The organism is Marinobacterium marisflavi, assembly GCF_982447095.1.
Genome location: NZ_OZ457898.1, coordinates 2,660,694 through 2,678,969, shown reverse-complemented (window position 1 = coordinate 2,678,969; position 18,276 = coordinate 2,660,694). Strand labels below are relative to the sequence as shown.

General features: G+C 53.0%; 18 protein-coding genes and 1 tRNA gene. 10 read left to right on the top strand and 9 right to left on the bottom strand.

Annotated elements, in window-relative coordinates; all coding sequences use genetic code 11:
• Window position 1 precedes the first annotated feature (1 nt).
• From folK to tsaD, 3 genes are read right to left on the bottom strand one after another with little or no spacing between them, the layout of a single operon-like run.
• Entirely contained in the window at window positions 2-481 is a 480-nt protein-coding gene (folK, locus tag AC1WNR_RS13210) for a 2-amino-4-hydroxy-6-hydroxymethyldihydropteridine diphosphokinase (RefSeq protein WP_481644960.1), read from the bottom strand.
• Entirely contained in the window at window positions 481-837 is a 357-nt protein-coding gene (gene folB / locus AC1WNR_RS13205; protein ID WP_481644959.1) for a dihydroneopterin aldolase, read from the bottom strand. The genes folK and folB overlap by 1 nt, the downstream gene beginning before the upstream one ends.
• Entirely contained in the window at window positions 830-1,894 is a 1,065-nt protein-coding gene (tsaD, locus tag AC1WNR_RS13200) for a tRNA (adenosine(37)-N6)-threonylcarbamoyltransferase complex transferase subunit TsaD (protein WP_481644958.1), read from the bottom strand. Before tsaD ends, folB begins: the two co-directional genes overlap by 8 nt.
• A gap of 187 nt (window positions 1,895-2,081) precedes the next feature.
• Here tsaD and rpsU point away from each other — a divergent pair, with 187 nt between their 5' ends.
• The 6 genes from rpsU to tsaA all read left to right on the top strand — a co-directional run bounded on the left by rpsU (window position 2,082) and on the right by tsaA (window position 7,749).
• The gene (gene rpsU, locus AC1WNR_RS13195; protein ID WP_169451420.1) at window positions 2,082-2,297 is read left to right on the top strand and encodes a 30S ribosomal protein S21; all 216 of its coding nucleotides are present in this window, start codon (window positions 2,082-2,084) and stop codon (window positions 2,295-2,297) included.
• A gap of 75 nt (window positions 2,298-2,372) precedes the next feature.
• The gene (locus AC1WNR_RS13190) at window positions 2,373-2,816 is read left to right on the top strand and encodes a GatB/YqeY domain-containing protein (RefSeq protein WP_481644957.1); all 444 of its coding nucleotides are present in this window, start codon (window positions 2,373-2,375) and stop codon (window positions 2,814-2,816) included.
• A 36-nt stretch (window positions 2,817-2,852) separates the two neighbouring features.
• Window positions 2,853-4,826 carry a DNA primase gene (gene dnaG / locus AC1WNR_RS13185; protein ID WP_481644956.1) on the top strand — a complete coding sequence of 658 codons (1,974 nt, stop codon included), beginning with the start codon at window positions 2,853-2,855 and terminating at the stop codon, window positions 4,824-4,826.
• 189 nt (window positions 4,827-5,015) lie between these two features.
• On the top strand, window positions 5,016-6,860 hold the full coding sequence (gene rpoD, locus AC1WNR_RS13180) for an RNA polymerase sigma factor RpoD (protein ID WP_481644955.1): 1,845 nt from the start codon (window positions 5,016-5,018) through the stop codon (window positions 6,858-6,860).
• Window positions 6,861-6,923: 63 nt separating this feature from the next.
• Window positions 6,924-7,000: transfer RNA gene (locus tag AC1WNR_RS13175), tRNA-Ile, on the top strand.
• Window positions 7,001-7,263: 263 nt separating this feature from the next.
• The gene (tsaA, locus tag AC1WNR_RS13170) at window positions 7,264-7,749 is read left to right on the top strand and encodes a tRNA (N6-threonylcarbamoyladenosine(37)-N6)-methyltransferase TrmO (protein WP_481644954.1); all 486 of its coding nucleotides are present in this window, start codon (window positions 7,264-7,266) and stop codon (window positions 7,747-7,749) included.
• On the opposite strand, the gene AC1WNR_RS13165 is transcribed toward tsaA, so the two are convergent.
• Window positions 7,742-7,993, bottom strand: coding sequence for a DUF2164 domain-containing protein (locus tag AC1WNR_RS13165; protein ID WP_481644953.1), 252 nt, complete (start codon window positions 7,991-7,993; stop codon window positions 7,742-7,744). The two genes, tsaA and AC1WNR_RS13165, sit on opposite strands and share 8 nt — an antisense overlap.
• Window positions 7,994-8,125: 132 nt before the next feature.
• Between AC1WNR_RS13165 and AC1WNR_RS13160 the strand changes: the two genes are divergently transcribed.
• Window positions 8,126-9,145, top strand: coding sequence for a pirin family protein (locus AC1WNR_RS13160; RefSeq protein ID WP_481644952.1), 1,020 nt, complete (start codon window positions 8,126-8,128; stop codon window positions 9,143-9,145).
• Window positions 9,146-9,161: 16 nt separating this feature from the next.
• On the opposite strand, the gene AC1WNR_RS13155 is transcribed toward AC1WNR_RS13160, so the two are convergent.
• The 5 genes from AC1WNR_RS13155 to AC1WNR_RS13135 all read right to left on the bottom strand — a co-directional run bounded on the left by AC1WNR_RS13155 (window position 9,162) and on the right by AC1WNR_RS13135 (window position 14,190).
• A complete protein-coding gene (locus AC1WNR_RS13155; RefSeq protein WP_481644951.1) occupies window positions 9,162-10,046 on the bottom strand; it encodes a PcfJ domain-containing protein in 885 nt (294 codons plus the stop codon).
• A gap of 41 nt (window positions 10,047-10,087) precedes the next feature.
• Window positions 10,088-11,386, bottom strand: a complete 1,299-nt coding sequence (locus AC1WNR_RS13150) for an NAD(P)H-dependent oxidoreductase (RefSeq protein ID WP_481644950.1) — start codon at window positions 11,384-11,386, stop codon at window positions 10,088-10,090.
• 12 nt (window positions 11,387-11,398) lie between these two features.
• Window positions 11,399-12,187, bottom strand: a complete 789-nt coding sequence (locus AC1WNR_RS13145) for a phytanoyl-CoA dioxygenase family protein (protein ID WP_481644949.1) — start codon at window positions 12,185-12,187, stop codon at window positions 11,399-11,401.
• Between the two features lie 13 nt (window positions 12,188-12,200).
• Entirely contained in the window at window positions 12,201-12,860 is a 660-nt protein-coding gene (locus tag AC1WNR_RS13140) for a GntR family transcriptional regulator (protein WP_481644948.1), read from the bottom strand.
• Between the two features lie 103 nt (window positions 12,861-12,963).
• Window positions 12,964-14,190, bottom strand: coding sequence for an MFS transporter (locus AC1WNR_RS13135; RefSeq protein WP_481644947.1), 1,227 nt, complete (start codon window positions 14,188-14,190; stop codon window positions 12,964-12,966).
• 168 nt (window positions 14,191-14,358) lie between these two features.
• Here AC1WNR_RS13135 and AC1WNR_RS13130 point away from each other — a divergent pair, with 168 nt between their 5' ends.
• From AC1WNR_RS13130 to AC1WNR_RS13120, 3 genes are read left to right on the top strand one after another with little or no spacing between them, the layout of a single operon-like run.
• Complete coding sequence (locus tag AC1WNR_RS13130) at window positions 14,359-15,219, top strand: HAD-IIB family hydrolase (RefSeq protein WP_481644946.1); 861 nt, start codon at window positions 14,359-14,361, stop codon at window positions 15,217-15,219.
• A 3-nt stretch (window positions 15,220-15,222) separates the two neighbouring features.
• A complete protein-coding gene (locus AC1WNR_RS13125; RefSeq protein WP_481644945.1) occupies window positions 15,223-16,437 on the top strand; it encodes a glycosyltransferase family protein in 1,215 nt (404 codons plus the stop codon).
• 31 nt (window positions 16,438-16,468) lie between these two features.
• Entirely contained in the window at window positions 16,469-18,202 is a 1,734-nt protein-coding gene (locus AC1WNR_RS13120) for an alpha-amylase family glycosyl hydrolase (RefSeq protein ID WP_481644944.1), read from the top strand.
• Window positions 18,203-18,276 lie beyond the last annotated feature (74 nt).

Here is an 18,276-nt window from a genome sequence, read left to right as displayed (position 1 = left end):
TTTAGATTGGCCAGAGAGTCTGATTCTTCAGTAGCTCGTCTTTACGTGCCTGCCACAACTCAGCATAGGTCATGCCAGCAGTAGGGTGTTTAAGCTCAGGGCAGAGCTCGGCTATTGGCCAGAGTACGTGTGCATGTTCTAGCAGGTCGGCTCTTGGGAGGCGAATGTCAGGGGTATCGATCAGTCTCTGATCGAAGCAGAGTAGATCGATATCGAGCGCACATCCCGAAGCTTCGTTGCCTCGCTCGCGCCCATTTTGAGCTTCGATGCTGTGTAGTAGCGCATTGACTTCGCCAATACCTAGTTGGGTCTGAGCGCTTACAACCAGGTTAAGGTAGTTAGCGCCGCCGCGAAGGGCGTGACTTTCGAACCAGGGCGACTCTGTGACTGAATCGAAGCTCTGACGCAAAGCTCGAACAGCGCTCTCAAGGCGCGTTTGCGGTTCGATGTTGCTTCCGAGTCCAAGTAGGATCTGGGCCATCAGCTGAAGTCACCACGTGTAATAGAGACACCAACGGACTTCGCTTCCGGAACTGCATTGGGTTTGTGAATAGTCAGTCTGATCCCCAAAATGCCAAATTGAGATTTAAGATGAGCCCAGAGTTGCTCTGCTAAGGTCTCCAGTAGCTCAGCTTGCGCCTGTTGGCAGAAGCTAATAACCGACTCACTGATGGCTGCATAATTGAGAGACGCATCCAGATCATTGTTTTCGGCGGCGGGACGGATATCGCAGGCCATCTCTAGATCGATCAGTAGAGGCTGAGGTTCGATTCGCTCGCGCGCGTAGATACCTATGATGCAATCGAAGCCGAGTTGGTTAATGAAGATCTTATCCACGCTGGGCCTCTCCCTCTGCTTGCACACCGCCAAGCGGGTGAAGTGTATCCATCGGCCAGCGAGGGCGTGTTTGGATTGCAAGCCCCGTTGATTCGCCAGCCATCAGGCGCTGGCAACCGGCGTAGGCGATCATAGCACCGTTGTCGGTACAGAAAGCGGGACGAGCATAGAAGAGACCGGCGCGCTCCTTGCGCACGATCTCATCAAGTTTTTCGCGTAGTTTGCGGTTAGCGCTGACGCCCCCAGCTATAACGAGCTGTTTGAATCCCGTCTGTTGCAAGGCGCGTTTGCATTTTATTGCCAGCGTATCGACAACGGCCTCTTCAAAAGCAGCAGCAATGTTGCTGAGCGTTTGAGGGTCCAGTTTGCCATCTTCATCCTTTGCCGCCTCGACTGTGTTGAGGGTGAAAGTTTTGAGCCCCGAGAAGCTAAAGTCTAGACCGGGGCGATCCGTCATTGGGCGCGGGAATTTGTAGGCTGAGCTGTCACCATTCTGCGCAGCTTTTGCAATCAATGGACCGCCGGGGTAGTCCATGCCCATCATCTTGGCGGCCTTATCAAAGGCTTCGCCCGCCGCATCATCAAGTGATTCACCGAGCAGTTCATATCTGCCGATACCGTCCACGCGCACCAACTGGGTATGGCCGCCTGAGACTAGTAGAGCGACAAATGGGAAAGACGGGGGTGTCTCCTCCAGCATGGGGGCTAGAAGGTGGCCCTCCATGTGGTGAACGCCAATCGCGGAAATACCCAGCGCAAGCGCCAAAGCGCGACCGGTAGAAGCGCCAACCATTAGCGCACCGATAAGACCCGGGCCCGAGGTGTAGGCCACTGCATTAAGATCGCTCAATTTAAGGTCTGCCTGCTGGCACACTTCACGGATTAGCGGGATAAGTTTGCGCACGTGGTCACGCGATGCCAGCTCAGGTACAACGCCACCATATTCTGCATGCATCTTAATTTGGCTATATAAGGCATCGCCTAACAGTCCTTTTTCGCTGTCATACAGTGCGACGCCGGTCTCGTCACAGGAGGTCTCTATACCGAGTACAAGCATGGTGTGCGGTGCTCTCAAGTTAGTTTGGTTGTGGCCGGGTATTATCGAATAATTGGGGCGGCGGTTAAACCGTTAAAAAGCAGTTGAGCGGGGTTTACACTCTAGAAGCTCATCTATATCATATGGCGCCCTTGGAGTTTTTGCTCCTAGGGTTTATCAAAGTTAACTAATCAAGGTAATAGAAACAATGCCTGCCGTTAAAGTAAAAGATAACGAGCCATTTGACGTTGCACTGCGTCGCTTCAAACGTTCTTGCGAAAAAGCCGGTATCCTGGCTGAAGTACGTAAGCGTGAAGCGTACGAAAAGCCAACAACTGCTCGTAAGCGTGCTGCAGCAGCTGCTGTTAAGCGTCACGCTAAGAAGCTGCAGCGTGAAAACGCTCGCCGCGTACGTCTCTACTAAGTATTAACGCAGAGACGCGTATAGAGTTCCTTGCAGTCGAACTCACACACGTGTCCAACGATTAGGTCATCTCAGATGTCGGCAATCAAAGCCCAGATAACTGAACAGATGAAAGATGCGATGCGCGCTAAAGATAAAGCGCGCCTCGGCACTATCCGTTTGATGCTCGCTGAGCTCAAACGTATCGAAGTGGATGAGCGCATTGAGTTGGATGATGCACGTGTACTTGCAGTGCTTGATAAAATGGTCAAGCAGCGTAAGGATTCGATTGCCCAGTACCTGGCGGCTGAGCGCCCGGAGCTGGCTGATAAGGAGCAGCAAGAGACGGAGGTGATTAAAACTTTCTTGCCGCAGCCTCTCAGTGATGATGAAGTAAACCAGATTATCGATGCAGCGATTGCCGAAACCGGCGCGACTGGAATGCAGGCGATGGGCCAAGTTATGGCTATCATCAAACCGCAGCTCCAAGGCCGTGCAGATATGGGCGACGTCTCTAAACGGGTCAAAGCGAAGCTCTGATAGCGTCTTCGCTGACAAAGAACAGCGAAGTAGCAGATGGCGATACCACAGCACTTTATTGATGACCTGTTAGCACGCGTAAACATCATTGATGTAATTGACGCGCGTATCAAACTGAAAAAGACCGGTAAGAACTACTCGGCTCTTTGCCCTTTTCATAAAGAAAAATCTCCCTCATTTTCGGTAAACCCCGATAAGCAGTTCTATTACTGTTTCGGATGTGGCGCCGGCGGTAATGCGCTCGGTTTTGTTATGGACTATGAGCACTGCAGCTTTCCCGAAGCGGTTGAAGAGCTGGCAAAAGGCTTAGGTCTTGAGGTGCCGCGCGAGCACGATCGTGGCCGTGATATCGAGCGCGAGAAACGTGTTAAGCAGCAGTATGACGTGCTTGAGCAGGCGAGTGCTTTCTATCAGGCGCAGTTACGCCAGCATTCCGAGAAGCAGAAAGCCGTCGACTATCTCAAAGGGCGAGGCCTCTCTGGTGCCATCGCTAAACGCTTTGGGCTAGGCTTTGCGCCGCCGGGCTGGGATAACCTACTCAGTGCAATTTCCGCAGAGCGCAGCGATGCCGAAGAGTTACTGTTGAAGTCCGGACTGCTGATTGAGAATGAAGATCGTGGCCGCAAGTATGACCGTTTCCGCGATCGAATCATGTTTCCTATCCGTGATGTACGCGGCCGAACTATCGCCTTTGGCGGTCGAGTGCTCACCGACGAAAAACCCAAATACCTAAACTCACCAGAGACGGAAACTTTTCACAAGGGAAGGGAGCTCTACGGGCTCTGGGAGGCGCGTCAGAGTAAAGGTAGTCTTGCGCGCCTGATGGTGGTTGAGGGCTACATGGATGTGGTGAGCCTGGCACAACACGGCCTGGATTGGTCAGTTGCCACCCTCGGTACCGCCTGTACTGAATCTCACCTCGAACGCATTTTTAAAGTCGTTCCCGAAGTGATCTTCTGTTTCGACGGAGACTCCGCGGGTCGAAAAGCGGCGAAGCGCGCGCTGGATAACGCCATGCCGGTTATGCGCGATGGTTTGATGGCGCGCTTCCTCTTCCTACCGGAGGGTGAAGACCCAGATACACTGATTCGGGCTGAGGGGTTGGAAGCGTTCACTGAACGTGTGAACGAGGCGCTCCCTTTTAGTGAGTACTTCTTCAAGGCGCTCTCTGAAGGATTGGATTTGGTGAGTATGGATGCTAAAGCGCAGTTCTGTACGCAGGCACTGCCGCTCTTGCAGTCGATGCAGCCATCGGTGCTGCAGCAGATGATGCTGGATCGCATCTCCGATATGACCGGTTTGACTATGGAGCAGATCAACTCGGTGGTCGCACTCCAGTCTAAGTTGGCTGTGCAGGTTAGTCAGCCTCAGCGAGCTAAGCCGCGGGCTGAGGTGCAGGCCGATGAGTATACCGGAATGCCGATGCAGGATGATTATCCTACCGATGGCTATGCCCCGTCTGTCTATCCAACTGATTATGCCGAGACTGATTATGCGTTCACCGGACTCGCAGGCGGGTCCTCAGATATGCCGTTCTCCTCGGGTGCATCCAACCGACGTGCAGAGCGCCCGGCAAAACAGAGCGGCTCGCGCATCGATCTTATTGCCAGTGCAATTTCGATTGTACTGCACCGCCCTGAGTTAGCGCGCCTAACATTTAAGGCAGAAGAGCTTGAGGGTGTGCAGGGGCCGAATCTTGATCTACTTCGCGATCTTTTAGAGTATTTTCAAGAAGATGAAGAGCGTAGTTTTGGTACGCTGATGTTTGATTGGGAGCAGGATGCGACCAAGGCTCCGGGCCTGCTGGTGCTAAACGAGATATCGCACTTGGATCCGCTGCTTGAGAGCGTGGATGCCGAGAAATTACTCAGCGATGCGATGTCGCGCATTATGGAGCGCAAATTGAAAGCTGAGCTCGAACAACTAAAAACCTGGTCGCGTGAAAGGCCGCTTACAGATGCCGAGAAGCAGAGGCTTCAGACCCTTTTATTGTCGGCGAATAAGAAGTAGGTAAATTTGTGCGAGATCGGGGATTATGAACTACATTTAGTTGCAAGTTTATGACGTCAAGTGCAGTTGCGCTCTGCTAAATTCCCCGGCAAGAGGCAGTTGCACTGAAGTTGGCGCACAAATGTCACATTTGTTATAATTATGCGCTTGATTTTTTGAACGTCCACCGTGGATTTTCACAGGAAACGTATGGCAGACAATACCGAAACGCAGCAGTCACGTCTTAAAGAGCTTATCGCTCGTGGTAAAGAGCAGGGCTACCTCACTTACGCCGAAGTAAATGACCATCTGCCAGAAGATATAGCAGACCCGGATCAGGTTGAAGATATCATCCGCATGATCAATGACATGGGCATATCCGTGTCTGAAGTCGCGCCTGACGCAGAGACTCTGCTGATGACCGATGGTGATACCACCAATGACTCGGATGAAGAGGCCGTAGCAGCTCTTGCGGCAGTTGAGTCCGATGCGGGCAGAACCACTGACCCAGTGCGCATGTACATGCGTGAAATGGGCACAGTTGAGCTGCTGACTCGTGAAGGTGAGATCGAGATCGCCAAACGCATAGAAGACGGTATTCGTGGTGTGATGATGGCACTAGCCCAATTCCCGGGCAGTGTGGAAGAGATTCTTGAAGCCTACAACCGTGTGTTGCAGGAAGAGGGTCGACTCAGCGATATCTTCTCAGGCTACATCGATCCAGACTCAGACATCGAAGAGGCTGAGCCAGACACCATCGAAGTTGACGAAGAAAAGTCAGACGACGATGACGATGATGATGAGGACGATAGCGACGATTCATCAGATGATGAGAAGGAGCGTGGTCCAGATCCAGAAGAGGCGAAGCTTCGTTTCGGCGCTATACAAGAGGCATACGATGCGCTGCAGGCGGCTGAGAACAAGAAAGGCCGTGACTCTGCAGAGTTTGGTGAAGCGCTTGAAGCGCTGATGCTGGCATTCTCGCCAATTAAACTGTCACCGCGTTACTACGATGAGCTTGTTAGCCGTGTGCGCGGGTTTATCGATCGTGTTCGTACGCAAGAGCGTACCATCATGCGTCTGTGTACCCAGCGCGGTCGTATGCCGCGTCAGGACTTTATTAAAGGCTTCCCAGGTAACGAGACCAATGAAAATTGGTTTGACGAAGTTGTTGCTAGCGGTAAGCCGTACTCCTCTGCGATTGAAGCACAACTGTTTGACCTCAAGCGCGCTCAGCGTCGTTTGATCCAGGTTGAGCAAGAGGTGGGTTTAACCCTGCCAGAGATTAAAGAGATTAACCGCCAGCTCTCTATCGGCGAAGCACGTTCACGCCGTGCCAAGAAAGAGATGGTTGAGGCGAACTTGCGTCTGGTTATCTCTATCGCGAAGAAGTACACCAACCGTGGTCTGCAGTTCCTTGATCTGATTCAGGAAGGCAACATCGGTCTGATGAAGGCGGTCGACAAGTTCGAGTACCGCCGTGGTTACAAATTCTCGACCTATGCTACTTGGTGGATTCGTCAGGCGATCACACGTTCGATCGCTGACCAGGCGCGTACCATCCGTATTCCGGTACATATGATCGAGACGATCAACAAACTCAACCGTATCTCACGTCAGATGCTGCAGGAGATGGGTCGCGAGGCGACACCTGAAGAGCTGGCTGAGCGTATGGAGATGCCTGAAGATAAGATCCGCAAGGTTCTGAAGATCGCCAAAGAGCCAATCTCTATGGAGACGCCGATTGGTGATGATGAAGATTCGAGCCTGGGCGACTTTATCGAAGACACAACACTGGAGTCTCCAGTGGAGTCAGCAACCGGTGAAGGTCTGCGTGAATCTACACGTGCGGTACTGGCAGGTCTGACTGCGCGTGAAGCAAAAGTGTTGCGTATGCGCTTTGGTATCGATATGAACACTGACCACACGCTTGAAGAGGTGGGTAAGCAGTTCGACGTTACCCGTGAGCGTATCCGTCAGATTGAAGCTAAGGCACTGCGTAAGCTGCGTCATCCTAGCCGCTCAGATCATCTGCGCAGCTTCATCGACGAGTAAAAATCCTAGATTTTTCATCTTGTTGCGCCCGTCATACATGGGTATGATGGGCACCGCTTTTGTGGGCCCTTAGCTCAGTTGGTTAGAGCATCCGACTCATAATCGGCAGGTCCTGGGTTCAAGTCCCGGAGGGCCCACCACTTCCAAAGCACCTTTCTCGGATGCTATCGCATCCAACTCGCTCTCTATAGTTTGGCAGGTCGACGGCTCAAGTCCGTTAGGGCCGACCACTTATTTCAAGGACTTATTGGTTTAGACTGGTAGGTCCTTTTTTGTGGAGCGATGTAGCGCGACGCGCTATTTCGCGACAACTCTTGGCAAGGGAGGTCGCGCAAAACGCTGGGTTTCAATACTATGCCAAAACGAACGACACTCAACAGTCGCATAGGTAAGAGATCCAAGGATGAATAAAGACACAGATCTTCGAGAGAACGAGCAAGCGATCGAGGCTCCTCTGTCTGAGGATGCAGCGATCCAGTTTATTGGGCAGGTGCGCACGCCGTGGCTAGAGCGCTTCGACTGCCCGCGCCAAGGTAAAATGGATGGGCCCGAATGCCAGCTCATCGTTAATCCCCGTTGGCAGGATGCGTTAGAGGGCATTGAGGAGTATCCCCAACTGGAGGTGCTCTATTGGATGAGCCTGAGCCGGCGAGATCTGATTCGACAGAGCCCACGAGAGGATGGTCGTACATTCGGGACTTTCGCTCTGCGCTCACCCGTGCGGCCCAATCCAATCGGGACCTCTATCGTAAAGCTCGAGCGAGTAGAGGGGAATGTCTTGACCGTGCGGGGGCTAGACTGCATTGATGGCACTCCGCTGATTGATATCAAACCCGAGCGCTCACTGTTCACTCCAAAAGCTCGGCCAAAGCCGACCGACCCTATCTGACCCCGGTTGGTTTCTCTAGTTCAAAGATCGCCTCGTTAAGGCTTTCGATTCGTTGTTCTAGCGCTGTTTGGGCGTCGTAAAGTCCCCGGTTGTAAAAATAACTGCCAATCTCCTCGGAGAAAAAGTCGAGTAGAAATTGAGCGTCAAAACCGCCAATCTCGGAGTCGAGCTCCTCGCTAAAGTAGAGCTGAATTTTCTGGATGATTGCCTGCTTTTCGTCTTGGCTAAACTCTATGTTGGACATGGAATTTCTCGAGGATTTTGATTCTGGGTCTGGGTATTCTAGCGCCTCATCAACATAAGTGTGATTCGCGTGCGTCTTCGCTGCGTACCGAGCATAATTGGATGAAGCAGATAGTCTGAAGTGGAGAAGAGTATGTCTGATAGTGCTGTGCGACAGGTTGTGCCCATCGAGATGCATTGGCCAACGCTCGACCCCTTCCTCTTCTGTGCTTTTCATATGGATCAGTATCCAGCCGGTAATGCCCAAATGGCTCCGCCTGCGGAGTCGTTGAGAGGGCGCTCAATGGGCAGCGACTTTGATCCGAGTAGCTCATGGCGTATGTATCACGGTCAGACTGTGCCTGGCTTTCCCGTCCATCCGCATCGCGGGTTCGAGACTATCACAGTTGTGCGCCAAGGTGTCGTCGATCACTTCGACTCCATGGGCGCCACTGGGCGCTATGGCGCGGGTGATACCCAGTGGATGACTGCTGGCAGTGGTGTGCAGCATAGTGAGATGTTTCCACTGGTGAATACCGACAGCGACAATTCGTTGGTGTTGTTTCAGGTCTGGATCAACCTTCCGAAAGCACGCAAGCTGGCCGATCCCCACTTCGTCATGTTCTGGAATGAGCAGACGCCGCGTCGACAGTTTACTGATGCAGACGGTCGCAAAGTGGATGTGGAAATCATTGCTGGTACTTTAGACGGTACTGAGGCTCAAACTCCGCCGCCTGCCTCATGGGCATCTGAGCCGGAAAACGAAGTCGCAGTTTGGGTGATTGATATGCAGCCTGGTTCCACCTGGATCCTGCCGGCAGCGAGTTCTGGGCTCAACCGCGTGCTCTATTTTTACGAGGGGGAAACACTCTCTGTGGACGGAACCGAGTTGCAGAAAATGAGCGCTGCTGTGCTTCAGTCTGATCTTCCAGCAGCGCTCAATGCGGGCAAGCAGGGGGCAAAAGTCCTACTGCTTCAGGGGCGGCCTATCGCTGAGCCGGTGGCGCAATATGGCCCCTTTGTAATGAACTCTGATGCAGAGATTCAACAAGCGTTTCGCGACTACCAGAATACGCAGTTTGGGGGATGGGAATGGGGTAGAAATGATCCCGTGCACCCTCAGACAGAATCGCGCCTCGCGCGTTTAGCTGATGGTACTGAAGAGCGGCCGTGAGCAACTAAGTGATAAGCTAGCTAATTTTTGATTCGTGTAAACAGCTTAACCAGCTCGAGACAGTCGCTCGGGTTGCCTCACTCGGTTGGGCGTTATAGGCCAGCGAAATCTGACCTACTTTTAATACATTGCTCTCTATTCTGAGTTCGATGGTTGCCCGTTCTGGTACGAGCATTCTGTAGATATAGCTCTCGCGTGCCAAGATCTTTGGCTGATAAACGGTGATGCAGTGGTGCATCAATCGACCTTCGGCCTGCAGATCCTCGAGAGAGGTTATGGGGTGGATCTCGTCATTTCCGGGTACAGGTGGAGGAGGGAATAGCGTTGGACCGTCGATTACCTGCGCTTGGCGTTGATTCAATCGGTCAGTCCAGCGGTCATGTAGACGCCGCACTGCAGCGAAATCTCTGCTGCGACTAAGCGCCACCTCGGCATCCTGAATCCCTAGCATTTCAGCGACTCTCAACGCATCCTGCCAAAAGCGTGCAGCTTGTCTTAGATGCTCAACAAAGTTGTCCCCCTCTAGATTTGTATGTCTACAGTAGGAGTTAAAGGCCGGTGAAGATTGCAGCTCGAGATGTTCAAGTGCTGCCCTTACCCAGTGAATCGGGATGCTTTCAGCGTGCGCCCAGGGACTGCGATGCAGTTCTGCTCTCAAACCGGTTATCAGGGTGTTGAACTCAGTCAGGTCAGCGTCGCTCAACTTAATACGAGCAAGCCATTTGAGGGCGGAGCGGTAGCCAACGCCACACACAGCTCGCAAAATATGCACGCGCGAAGAGCGCAGAAGAGTTTGCACATGCTGATCAGGCCAACCAACAGTCTGTTGGCGGCCGATCAACAACCACAATAGCGTAGGTGCTGTTTGCTGAAGTTGCGCTGCGTGTCTATCGGACTCCACCCAGCGCAATACTGCAGCCTGTGCGTATCCCAGTGGTTCAGTTATCGCGCTGCATCCTCCATCTGCTTACGTACCTTCACTGCCTGGCTTGTCATGTCGATCTCAATATCGGCCCAGCGAACGGGCTTATCTTTGGCGACATTGTTGACCAGCTTCACTCGGTGAGCGAGACCGATCGGAAGACCGCCCAGATCAAGTGAGCGCTTAGCTGGCATCAGTTTGCCGTAAACGGTAAAGCCCCCCTCGCCATCCAGCATCTCGCCAGCTTTGAGATCGCGCTTAGCCGTTGCCACGACGTCGGCATTAAACGACTGAGTTGAGCCGGTCGGTTTGCCCAGCAGTGCCGCTGAGAGGATTGAGGTGTTCAACTCTAGCCCGATTAGGTGGAAGGGTTTGTACATTGCAGAGTAGCGACCAGTAGAGTCGGTATTCATACCGTACTGTTTAAAGCAAGCGGCGGCATAGTCATTCGGTGCCTCTATAACCACATAGACACCCCAGCGCAGGTCGCGGTAGACCGGGCGGCTATCACGCTCGATTGAGGTGACTACTTCAACCATACCCGCTTCATCCAGTTGACCACCTACCGATTTAGGGCGTAGCACGTGTGCCAGGTCGTCCATGCCGGCAGGCGGGAAGGAGAGACCATCCTCTGGCGCCTTTAGGCCGGTTCCGTTTGAGATGGCGGCCATCTCCAGCGCTGATTTGGTGCCATCGAGGAAGGAGTTGAACATCTGCGAGTTCATGCCTGCGTCGGCTGCCTGTTCTGGCGTCAGACCGTAGTGATCCCAGATCGTATCGGGCGTTGAGTAGTGGTACTCCGGCAGGTACTTGGTGCCTTTGCCCGCGGCCACTACCTTAAAACCGTTTGAACGTGCCCACTCAACCATCTCGATGGTCAGCGCGGGTTGGTCTCCGTACGCCATGGAGTAGACGATACCAGCTTCACGGGCCTCTTGAGCAAGGATACCGCCAGCCAGCACGTCGGCTTCGACGTTCACCATAACGATGTGAGTCTTGCTGGCGATGGCCATCTTCGCGTGGGCGATACCGGCGATGGGGTTGCCCGTCGCTTCAACTAAAACTTCAACGCCACCGGCATCTATCATCGCTTGGGTGCTGGGGTAGAACTTGGTCTGCGCGATCAGCTCTTCGCTCCAGCCTACATTGCGGCACGCAGCTTTGGCGCGCTCTGGATCGAGGTCCGCAATACCGTGGACGCAGAGGCCGTCTGTGGTTGGTACTTGGCTGAGGAACATCGAGCCAAACTTGCCAGCGCCAATAAGGCCTACTCGCACAGGATCGTTACGGCGTTTTACCAGATCATCAAAAATGTACATTCACTCTGTTCCTTAGGCGGTCGCGGTTAGCATCTCTGTCAGACAGTCATCTTCCAGCGCTTCGATCGGGGTGAAATCACGGTGTGCGATCCACTCTTTGCGGTTGAATGCTCGAATGTGGTTATCGACATGACAGAGCGACAGGTAAACGATAATACGGCCTAGGGGCGAAATATTGGGTGGGCTAGCGTGTACCAGTAGCGATGAGAACAGCAATACGCTGCCGGCTGGGCCCGTCGGCGCAACACAGCCGCCCTCATCGGCCAGTTTACTGACGGTATCTCGGTCTAGCGTCCAAAGTGGGTAGCTAGTGGTTTCAAGGTCGTGACCTGCATCGACAACGCCTTTCTTGTGGCTGCCGGGAATGAACAGCAAAGGACCGTTCGCAGCGGTAACATCGTCTAGGAATACGCTGATATTCATCGCGCGTGGTTCTGGCATCTCATCATCGCGCGCCCAGGTGCCATAGTCCTGATGCCACTGCCACACCTCGCCATCGAAAGGTGCTTTCGCATTGATCTTGTACTGATGCATGTAGACCGGACCGTCCAGAATCTGCTGGATTGGTTCGATCAGGCGTGGGTGCGCTCCGAGGCGGCGGTGCGCCTCGTTATAGGTGTGAGCTGCGAACGCGGTGCGCGCGATACCGCTCGTTTCGCGCCACACCTCGTCTCGATCGAGCTGGTAGATATTTTCAGCTTCCTCTTTCAGCAGTGCGGCCTCTTCCGGTGTAAAGAGACCGGGTAGGAAGAGGTAGCCTTCACGGTCAAACTGTTTTAACTGTTCGGGGGTGAGTTTCATAGTCGCTCCGTTGTTATTGTTGTACTGGTGAGTTGAGTCTCAGAAAGGTCATCCTGCCGCTGGAATTTGCGTGCACGCGGGCCAGTTCCCTAGCTTGATCTGCCTCACCGGCTAGAATGGCCTGAGCAATCTGCTCGTGATCACTCCAGACCGAGTCGTGGATTGAATCGTCATTGAGCACCTGATGCATAGCTCGCACCAGATGGTTCCACGAGTTATCTGCGATGCGTCCAATTTCAGGGTTGCCTGAGTGCTCGTACAAGGCTCTGTGAAAGGCGATATCGGCCTGCAGCAGAGCATCAATCGAGCGTGCCTTAATCGCATCACGACCTTGCTGCAGTGACGTCTCTAAGGTGGAGCGTAGGGCAGGCGAGGGGTTTTGAGCACAGCGGTAGGCGGCTAAGCCATCTAGCTCAGCACGCACCTGATAGAGGTCGCTCAAGTGCTGGGCATCGACCTTCGTCACCATTTTGCCTTTGCGTCCCAACTCCGATACCAAGCCCTCACGCTCTAGCAGAACCAGTGCGTGGCTGATCGGTTGTCGGCTAACACCGAGCGTATCGGACAGCTCCTCCTGACGCAGCGGTGTCTCCTGCGCTAATTTGCCGTTGAGGATATTCTGCTTCAGCGTCTCGTATACCTGATTCACGAGATCGGTTTTTTGAATGCGCATTGCGAGAACTCTATTTGTGAATTCTGAATTCTGAATTCAGAATGTAGTTAGCCAGCAAAAGAGCCTGTCATCAAATAGAAAATTTCTATGAAAAGTCGAAGAGTCAGAGTTTTCTAGTCAGCGGGCGCATGGCGATGACGCCAAGGATGGGGCCCGGTAGAAGTATCAGCGGGATCCACGCCACCGGCAGCCACTGCAGTAGAGTGACACTAAGCTGTATAGCGATCAGGGTCAGTGTAAAGCCGATTGCATTGATCAGCGTTAGCGCGGTACCTACGGCTTCAGGGGGCGCATTCTGCGCGCTTAGGGCTGAAAACTGCGGGGAGTCGGCCACTATGGCAAAGCCCCAAATAGCCCAAAATATAGTCGTAAGCCAAATGTTTGTCTCGAAGATGAGGGGGGATAGAAGGCAACAGATCCCAGAGATGGTTAGCATCCGCGCGGCGATCACTGCGCTTGCGATACGTTGTGACCAGATCCCGCCCAGAGCGCATCCGAGCGCACCGATAGCGATGATTGAGAAGCTTCCGAGAGAGATACTGAGTTCGAACTGGTGATAATTGGCCCAGGCTGCAATCCAGATAGGTGCAATAGCCCAGATGGCGTAGAGCTCCCACATATGGCCGAAGTAACCCAGCGCGCTGGCACGTAGTTTCGACATATTCCATAGACCGCGAATCTGTCTTAGGCGCACAGGAGCGGGGCTGAGTCGGTTAGGACCTTCGCCAACTGCTAGCAGTATGATAAGCCCGCTGAATAGGTTCAACGCCCCAACAAGCCCCATTACTTGGCGCCAGTCAATCTGATCATAGGCTGCAAACAGGTGCGGCGCAGCAGTCCCAAGTGCGAGTGAGCCAACAAGGAACCCCAATGCTCGCCCTAGGCCTTCCGGATACCAGGTCGCTGCCAGTTTCATGCCCACCGGATAGATTCCTGCCAGCATAAAACCAGCTAAAAATCGTAGCAATGTAAGCTGCATCAGGTTCTCTACTAGGTATGCAGAGACCAGGTTGATTAGAGCGCTCAATAGTGCGCACAGAAAGAAGAGGTGCGAAGGTCGTAAACGGTCACTTAATGAGAACAGTGCAAAGAGCAAGGCTCCGGTGATGAAGCCCAACTGAACTGCATTGGTGACCTGAGCCAGAGCGCCGACCTCAAGGCCCCATAAGTTAGTCAGACTCGGCAGAACGGCATTACCCGCGAACCAACTGGCGGTACCCAAAAATTGCGCCAGTATGATCAGCGGCAGAATTCTGTTTGGACGAATGTGAGAGTTGATAGGCCCTCTCCAGATTTGAACGGCAAGGATCGTTTGAGTATCGGTTGGCAAGAGAGAAATTACCAGACGGTTTTTCTGGTGCAAAAAATTGGGCCAGTACGCCTATGTGTGCACCATATTGGTGCGTTCATCATATCTGTAAGTGACGGTTAGTAGTTATAACTAGCTGAAATACATCTAATAAAAACTGGCTGGCGCTCATATTGCGTTGTCAGTGGTATGAGCGATAAAACTGCACCACAACGGGGTCGAAGGACATTACTGATCTTTACCGATCTGGATGGCTCGCTACTTGACCACTTCACATACAGCTTCGCTGAGGCTCAGTTAGCGTTGGATGTATTGGAGCGTCTGAAGATTCCATGGATACCCAACACCAGCAAAACCTTCGCAGAACTGCAGCCACTGCGCGCGCAACTCGAGCATACTGGTCCGTTTGTTGTCGAAAACGGTGCGGCAATCTACATCCCGGGTGAGCACCCTTTGGCGCAATTCGCATCGCTAGACAAAATCAATGGATATGCCGTGCAGCGTTTCGGAAAGCTGCGTTGCGATCTATTGGAACTGCTCGAACCTCTTCGAAGCCGTTACCGCTTTACCAGTTTTTCAGAGCTGACGCCGTCGGCGTTAGCACAGCTGACGGGTCTCGGTGCTGTTCAAGCGCAACAGGCATTGCAACGCGACTACTCAGAGCCATTGCACTGGCGCGACACCGAAACAGCCTTGGTCGATCTGCGTCTAGAGCTTGCCGAGGCTGGGGTGCAAGTGCAGCGGGGCGGTCGCTTTGTTCATCTAATGGGGCAGCACGACAAAGCAGAGGCTTTGCGTTGGTTAGCCGCGCAACTTGGCTGGGCGAAAACTGTGGCGTTGGGGGATGGTGAGAACGATATCGAGATGCTCAGCGCCGCTGATATTCCGGTAATTATTCGCTCGCCCGTTCATCCACCGCTTGAGTTACCCAATAGACCCGACGCGCTCGTTACTGCTGGTCTGGGACCGGCAGGATGGAACGAAGCCATTCTGAAAATTCTTTCAACTTACGATTCAAAGGCATCCTCAGTGACGGGTGCAAAGGAGTAGACCATGGGTGATTTCTACCAAAATGGCATCATTACCACGCTGCATAATCTGTCACAACGACCACTAGAGCAGCTTGAAGCTGAGTTGATGAGTTTCGCTAAGAAGCGGCCGATGGCGCTGATCTTACCTTGCCTCTACTCTGAGTTGCAGACCGAGGCGATGCCGCTGATTCTGAGTCATCTCAAGCAGGTACCCTATCTCAAGCAGATCATTATCGGACTGGATCGTGCGAATGAAGCAGAGTATCGCCACGCGTTGGAGTTCTTCTCAGAACTACCCCAGGATTACAAAGTGCTGTGGAACGATGGTCCGCGACTACGCGCGATTGACGCCAAGCTTCAGCGCGAGGAGTTGTCTCCGGAGCAGCCGGGCAAGGGGCGAAATGTCTGGTTCTGTATGGGATACACCCTGGCTGCGGGGCAGGCCGAATCCATTGCAATGCATGATTGTGACATTCTCACCTATGATCGTGAACTTCTGGCACGCCTGATCTATCCCGTGGCCAACCCGAATTTCAACTACGAGTTCTGCAAAGGGTTCTATGCCCGTGTGGCGAGCGGCAAGATCAACGGCAGGGTATCGCGACTGTTAGTAACACCACTGCTGCGGTCGCTGAAGAAAGTGATCGGTCCGATGGACTATCTGGAGTACCTCGATAGCTACCGCTACCCTCTGGCAGGAGAGTTCTCTTTCCGTCGTGATGTTATGAGCGATATCCGCATTCCGAGTGATTGGGGGCTAGAGATTGGTGTACTGTCTGAGATGACACGTAACTACTCCAACAACCGCCTCTGTCAGGTGGATATTGCTGATATTTACGATCACAAACATCAGGACCTGTCGCTAGAGGATGCCAGCACCGGGCTGTCGAAGATGTCCATCGATATCACCAAAGCGGTGTTCCGCAAACTTGCAACCAATGGGGTGGTGTTTAACCAAGAGACTTTCCGCACGATCAAGGCGACCTATTTCCGTATCGCGCTCGATTTTGTTGAGACCTATCGCAATGATGCGGAGATCAACGGTCTGAAACTCGATGTTCATGGCGAGGAGCAAGCGGTAGAGCTGTTCGCGCGCAACATTATGAAAGCGGGTAATCACTTCCTCGAGAACCCGATGGAGACCCCGTTTATCCCAAGCTGGAACCGTGTAAACAGCGCTTACCCGAACCTTCAGCACGAAATTCTCGATGCTGTAGCGGCGGATATGCGCGACTAAAGTACAACACCGCAGCGCGCGGAGGTCTGATATGCAGTCACAACAGAGCATGTTTGAACAGCGTATCGCTGGCCACCTGAAACAGATCTATCCTGACCTCGATATCAACGAGCTGGTCGCTCAGTGTCTGGATGTTTTTGGCACCGCCGCTGACAGTTTAACGCCTGAACCGCACCGAAATCTCTGGGACCAGAGTGACGTAATGATGATCACCTATGGTGATAGCATCAAACGTGAGGGCGAGACTCCACTTCACACTCTGACTGAATTTCTCGATAAACGGGTCAAAGAGGCGGTCTCGAGCGTTCATATTCTGCCGTTTTTCCCCTACACCTCGGATGATGGTTTTAGCGTAATGGATTACACCACGGTGAATCCGGCACTGGGCGATTGGGATGATGTCAGTGCGATCTGCCAGCGCTATAAAGTGATGGGTGATCTGGTGATTAATCACTGCTCGGCTCGCAGTCGCTGGTTTGAGAACTACAGAGCGGGTATCGACCCGGGCGCCGATTACTTTGTTGAGGAGTCTCCAGAGACCGACCTGAGTGCAGTCGTGCGGCCTAGAACCTCGCCGTTATTGCGCGAGGTTGAGACCGTCAATGGGGTTAAGCATGTTTGGTGCACTTTCAGTCATGACCAGGTGGACCTAAACTTCGCCAACCCCAAAGTACTGATCGAGATTTTAGGCATCATTCGCCTCTATCTCGATTACGGAATTCGTTGGTTCCGCCTCGATGCGGTCGCCTTTCTATGGAAGGAACCGGGCACCAACTCGATTAATCTGCCACAGACCCATGAAGTGATACGTCTGCTGCGTTTGATGATTGAACACCACACCCCAGACGCAGTGGTGATTACCGAAACCAATATTCCCAATGCCGAGAACCTGACCTACTTTGGTAACGCCAATGAGGCGCACCTGATCTACAACTTCTCCCTACCACCGCTATTGATTAACTCCCTGGTGACAGGCTCCTGTATGCATCTGAAACAGTGGTTAATGACCATGCCACCGGCACAGAACGGCACTGCATATCTGAATTTTATCGCCTCGCATGATGGGGTGGGTCTGCGGCCAGCGGAAGGGCTGCTAAGTGATTGGGAGTTGGAAACGTTGATCAATACGATGCAGCGTTTCGGTGGGCGAGTCAGCTCTCGTACGACTGCGGATGGTGAAGCCAAACCCTACGAGATCAACATTAGCCTCTGGGATGCGATGTCGGGTACGGCCGCTGGGGGGCCTGATAAGTGGCAGTTTGCTCGCTATCTGTGTGCCGCCGCAGTCATGGCGGCGCTCGAAGGCGTACCCGCCTATTATATTCACTCCCTGATCGGTACAGAGAATGATCAGGAGCGAGTCGAGCATACCGGTAGCTTCCGTTCGATCAATCGTCACATTTGGGATGCAGACAAACTAGAGACTGCCCTCTCATCGGATACCCATCACGCACGTGTATTCAAAGCGCTAACAGAGTTACTGAGCATTCGTCGCAAGCAACCCGCGTTTCACCCCAATGCGACCATGTTTACTCTGCATACTGGCGAGCAGATTTTTGCCTTTTGGCGTCAGAGTATCGATCGCCGTCAGAGTATCTTCGCGCTGTACAACTTCAGTGATCAGCCACAGAGTTTGGCGCTATCGGAGCTGAACCTGACGCTAACAGATGTCTGGACCGATCTGATTTCAGGCGAGCGATATGATGATCGAGGGGCTCAACTCAAACTTCTGCCCTATCAGTTTGTTTGGCTAACTAACATTTAGCCGCGCACAGAGAACGCCATCGAGCTATACATAGATCTTATTTCAGCGCTCCATAATTGAATTACTCTTATGGT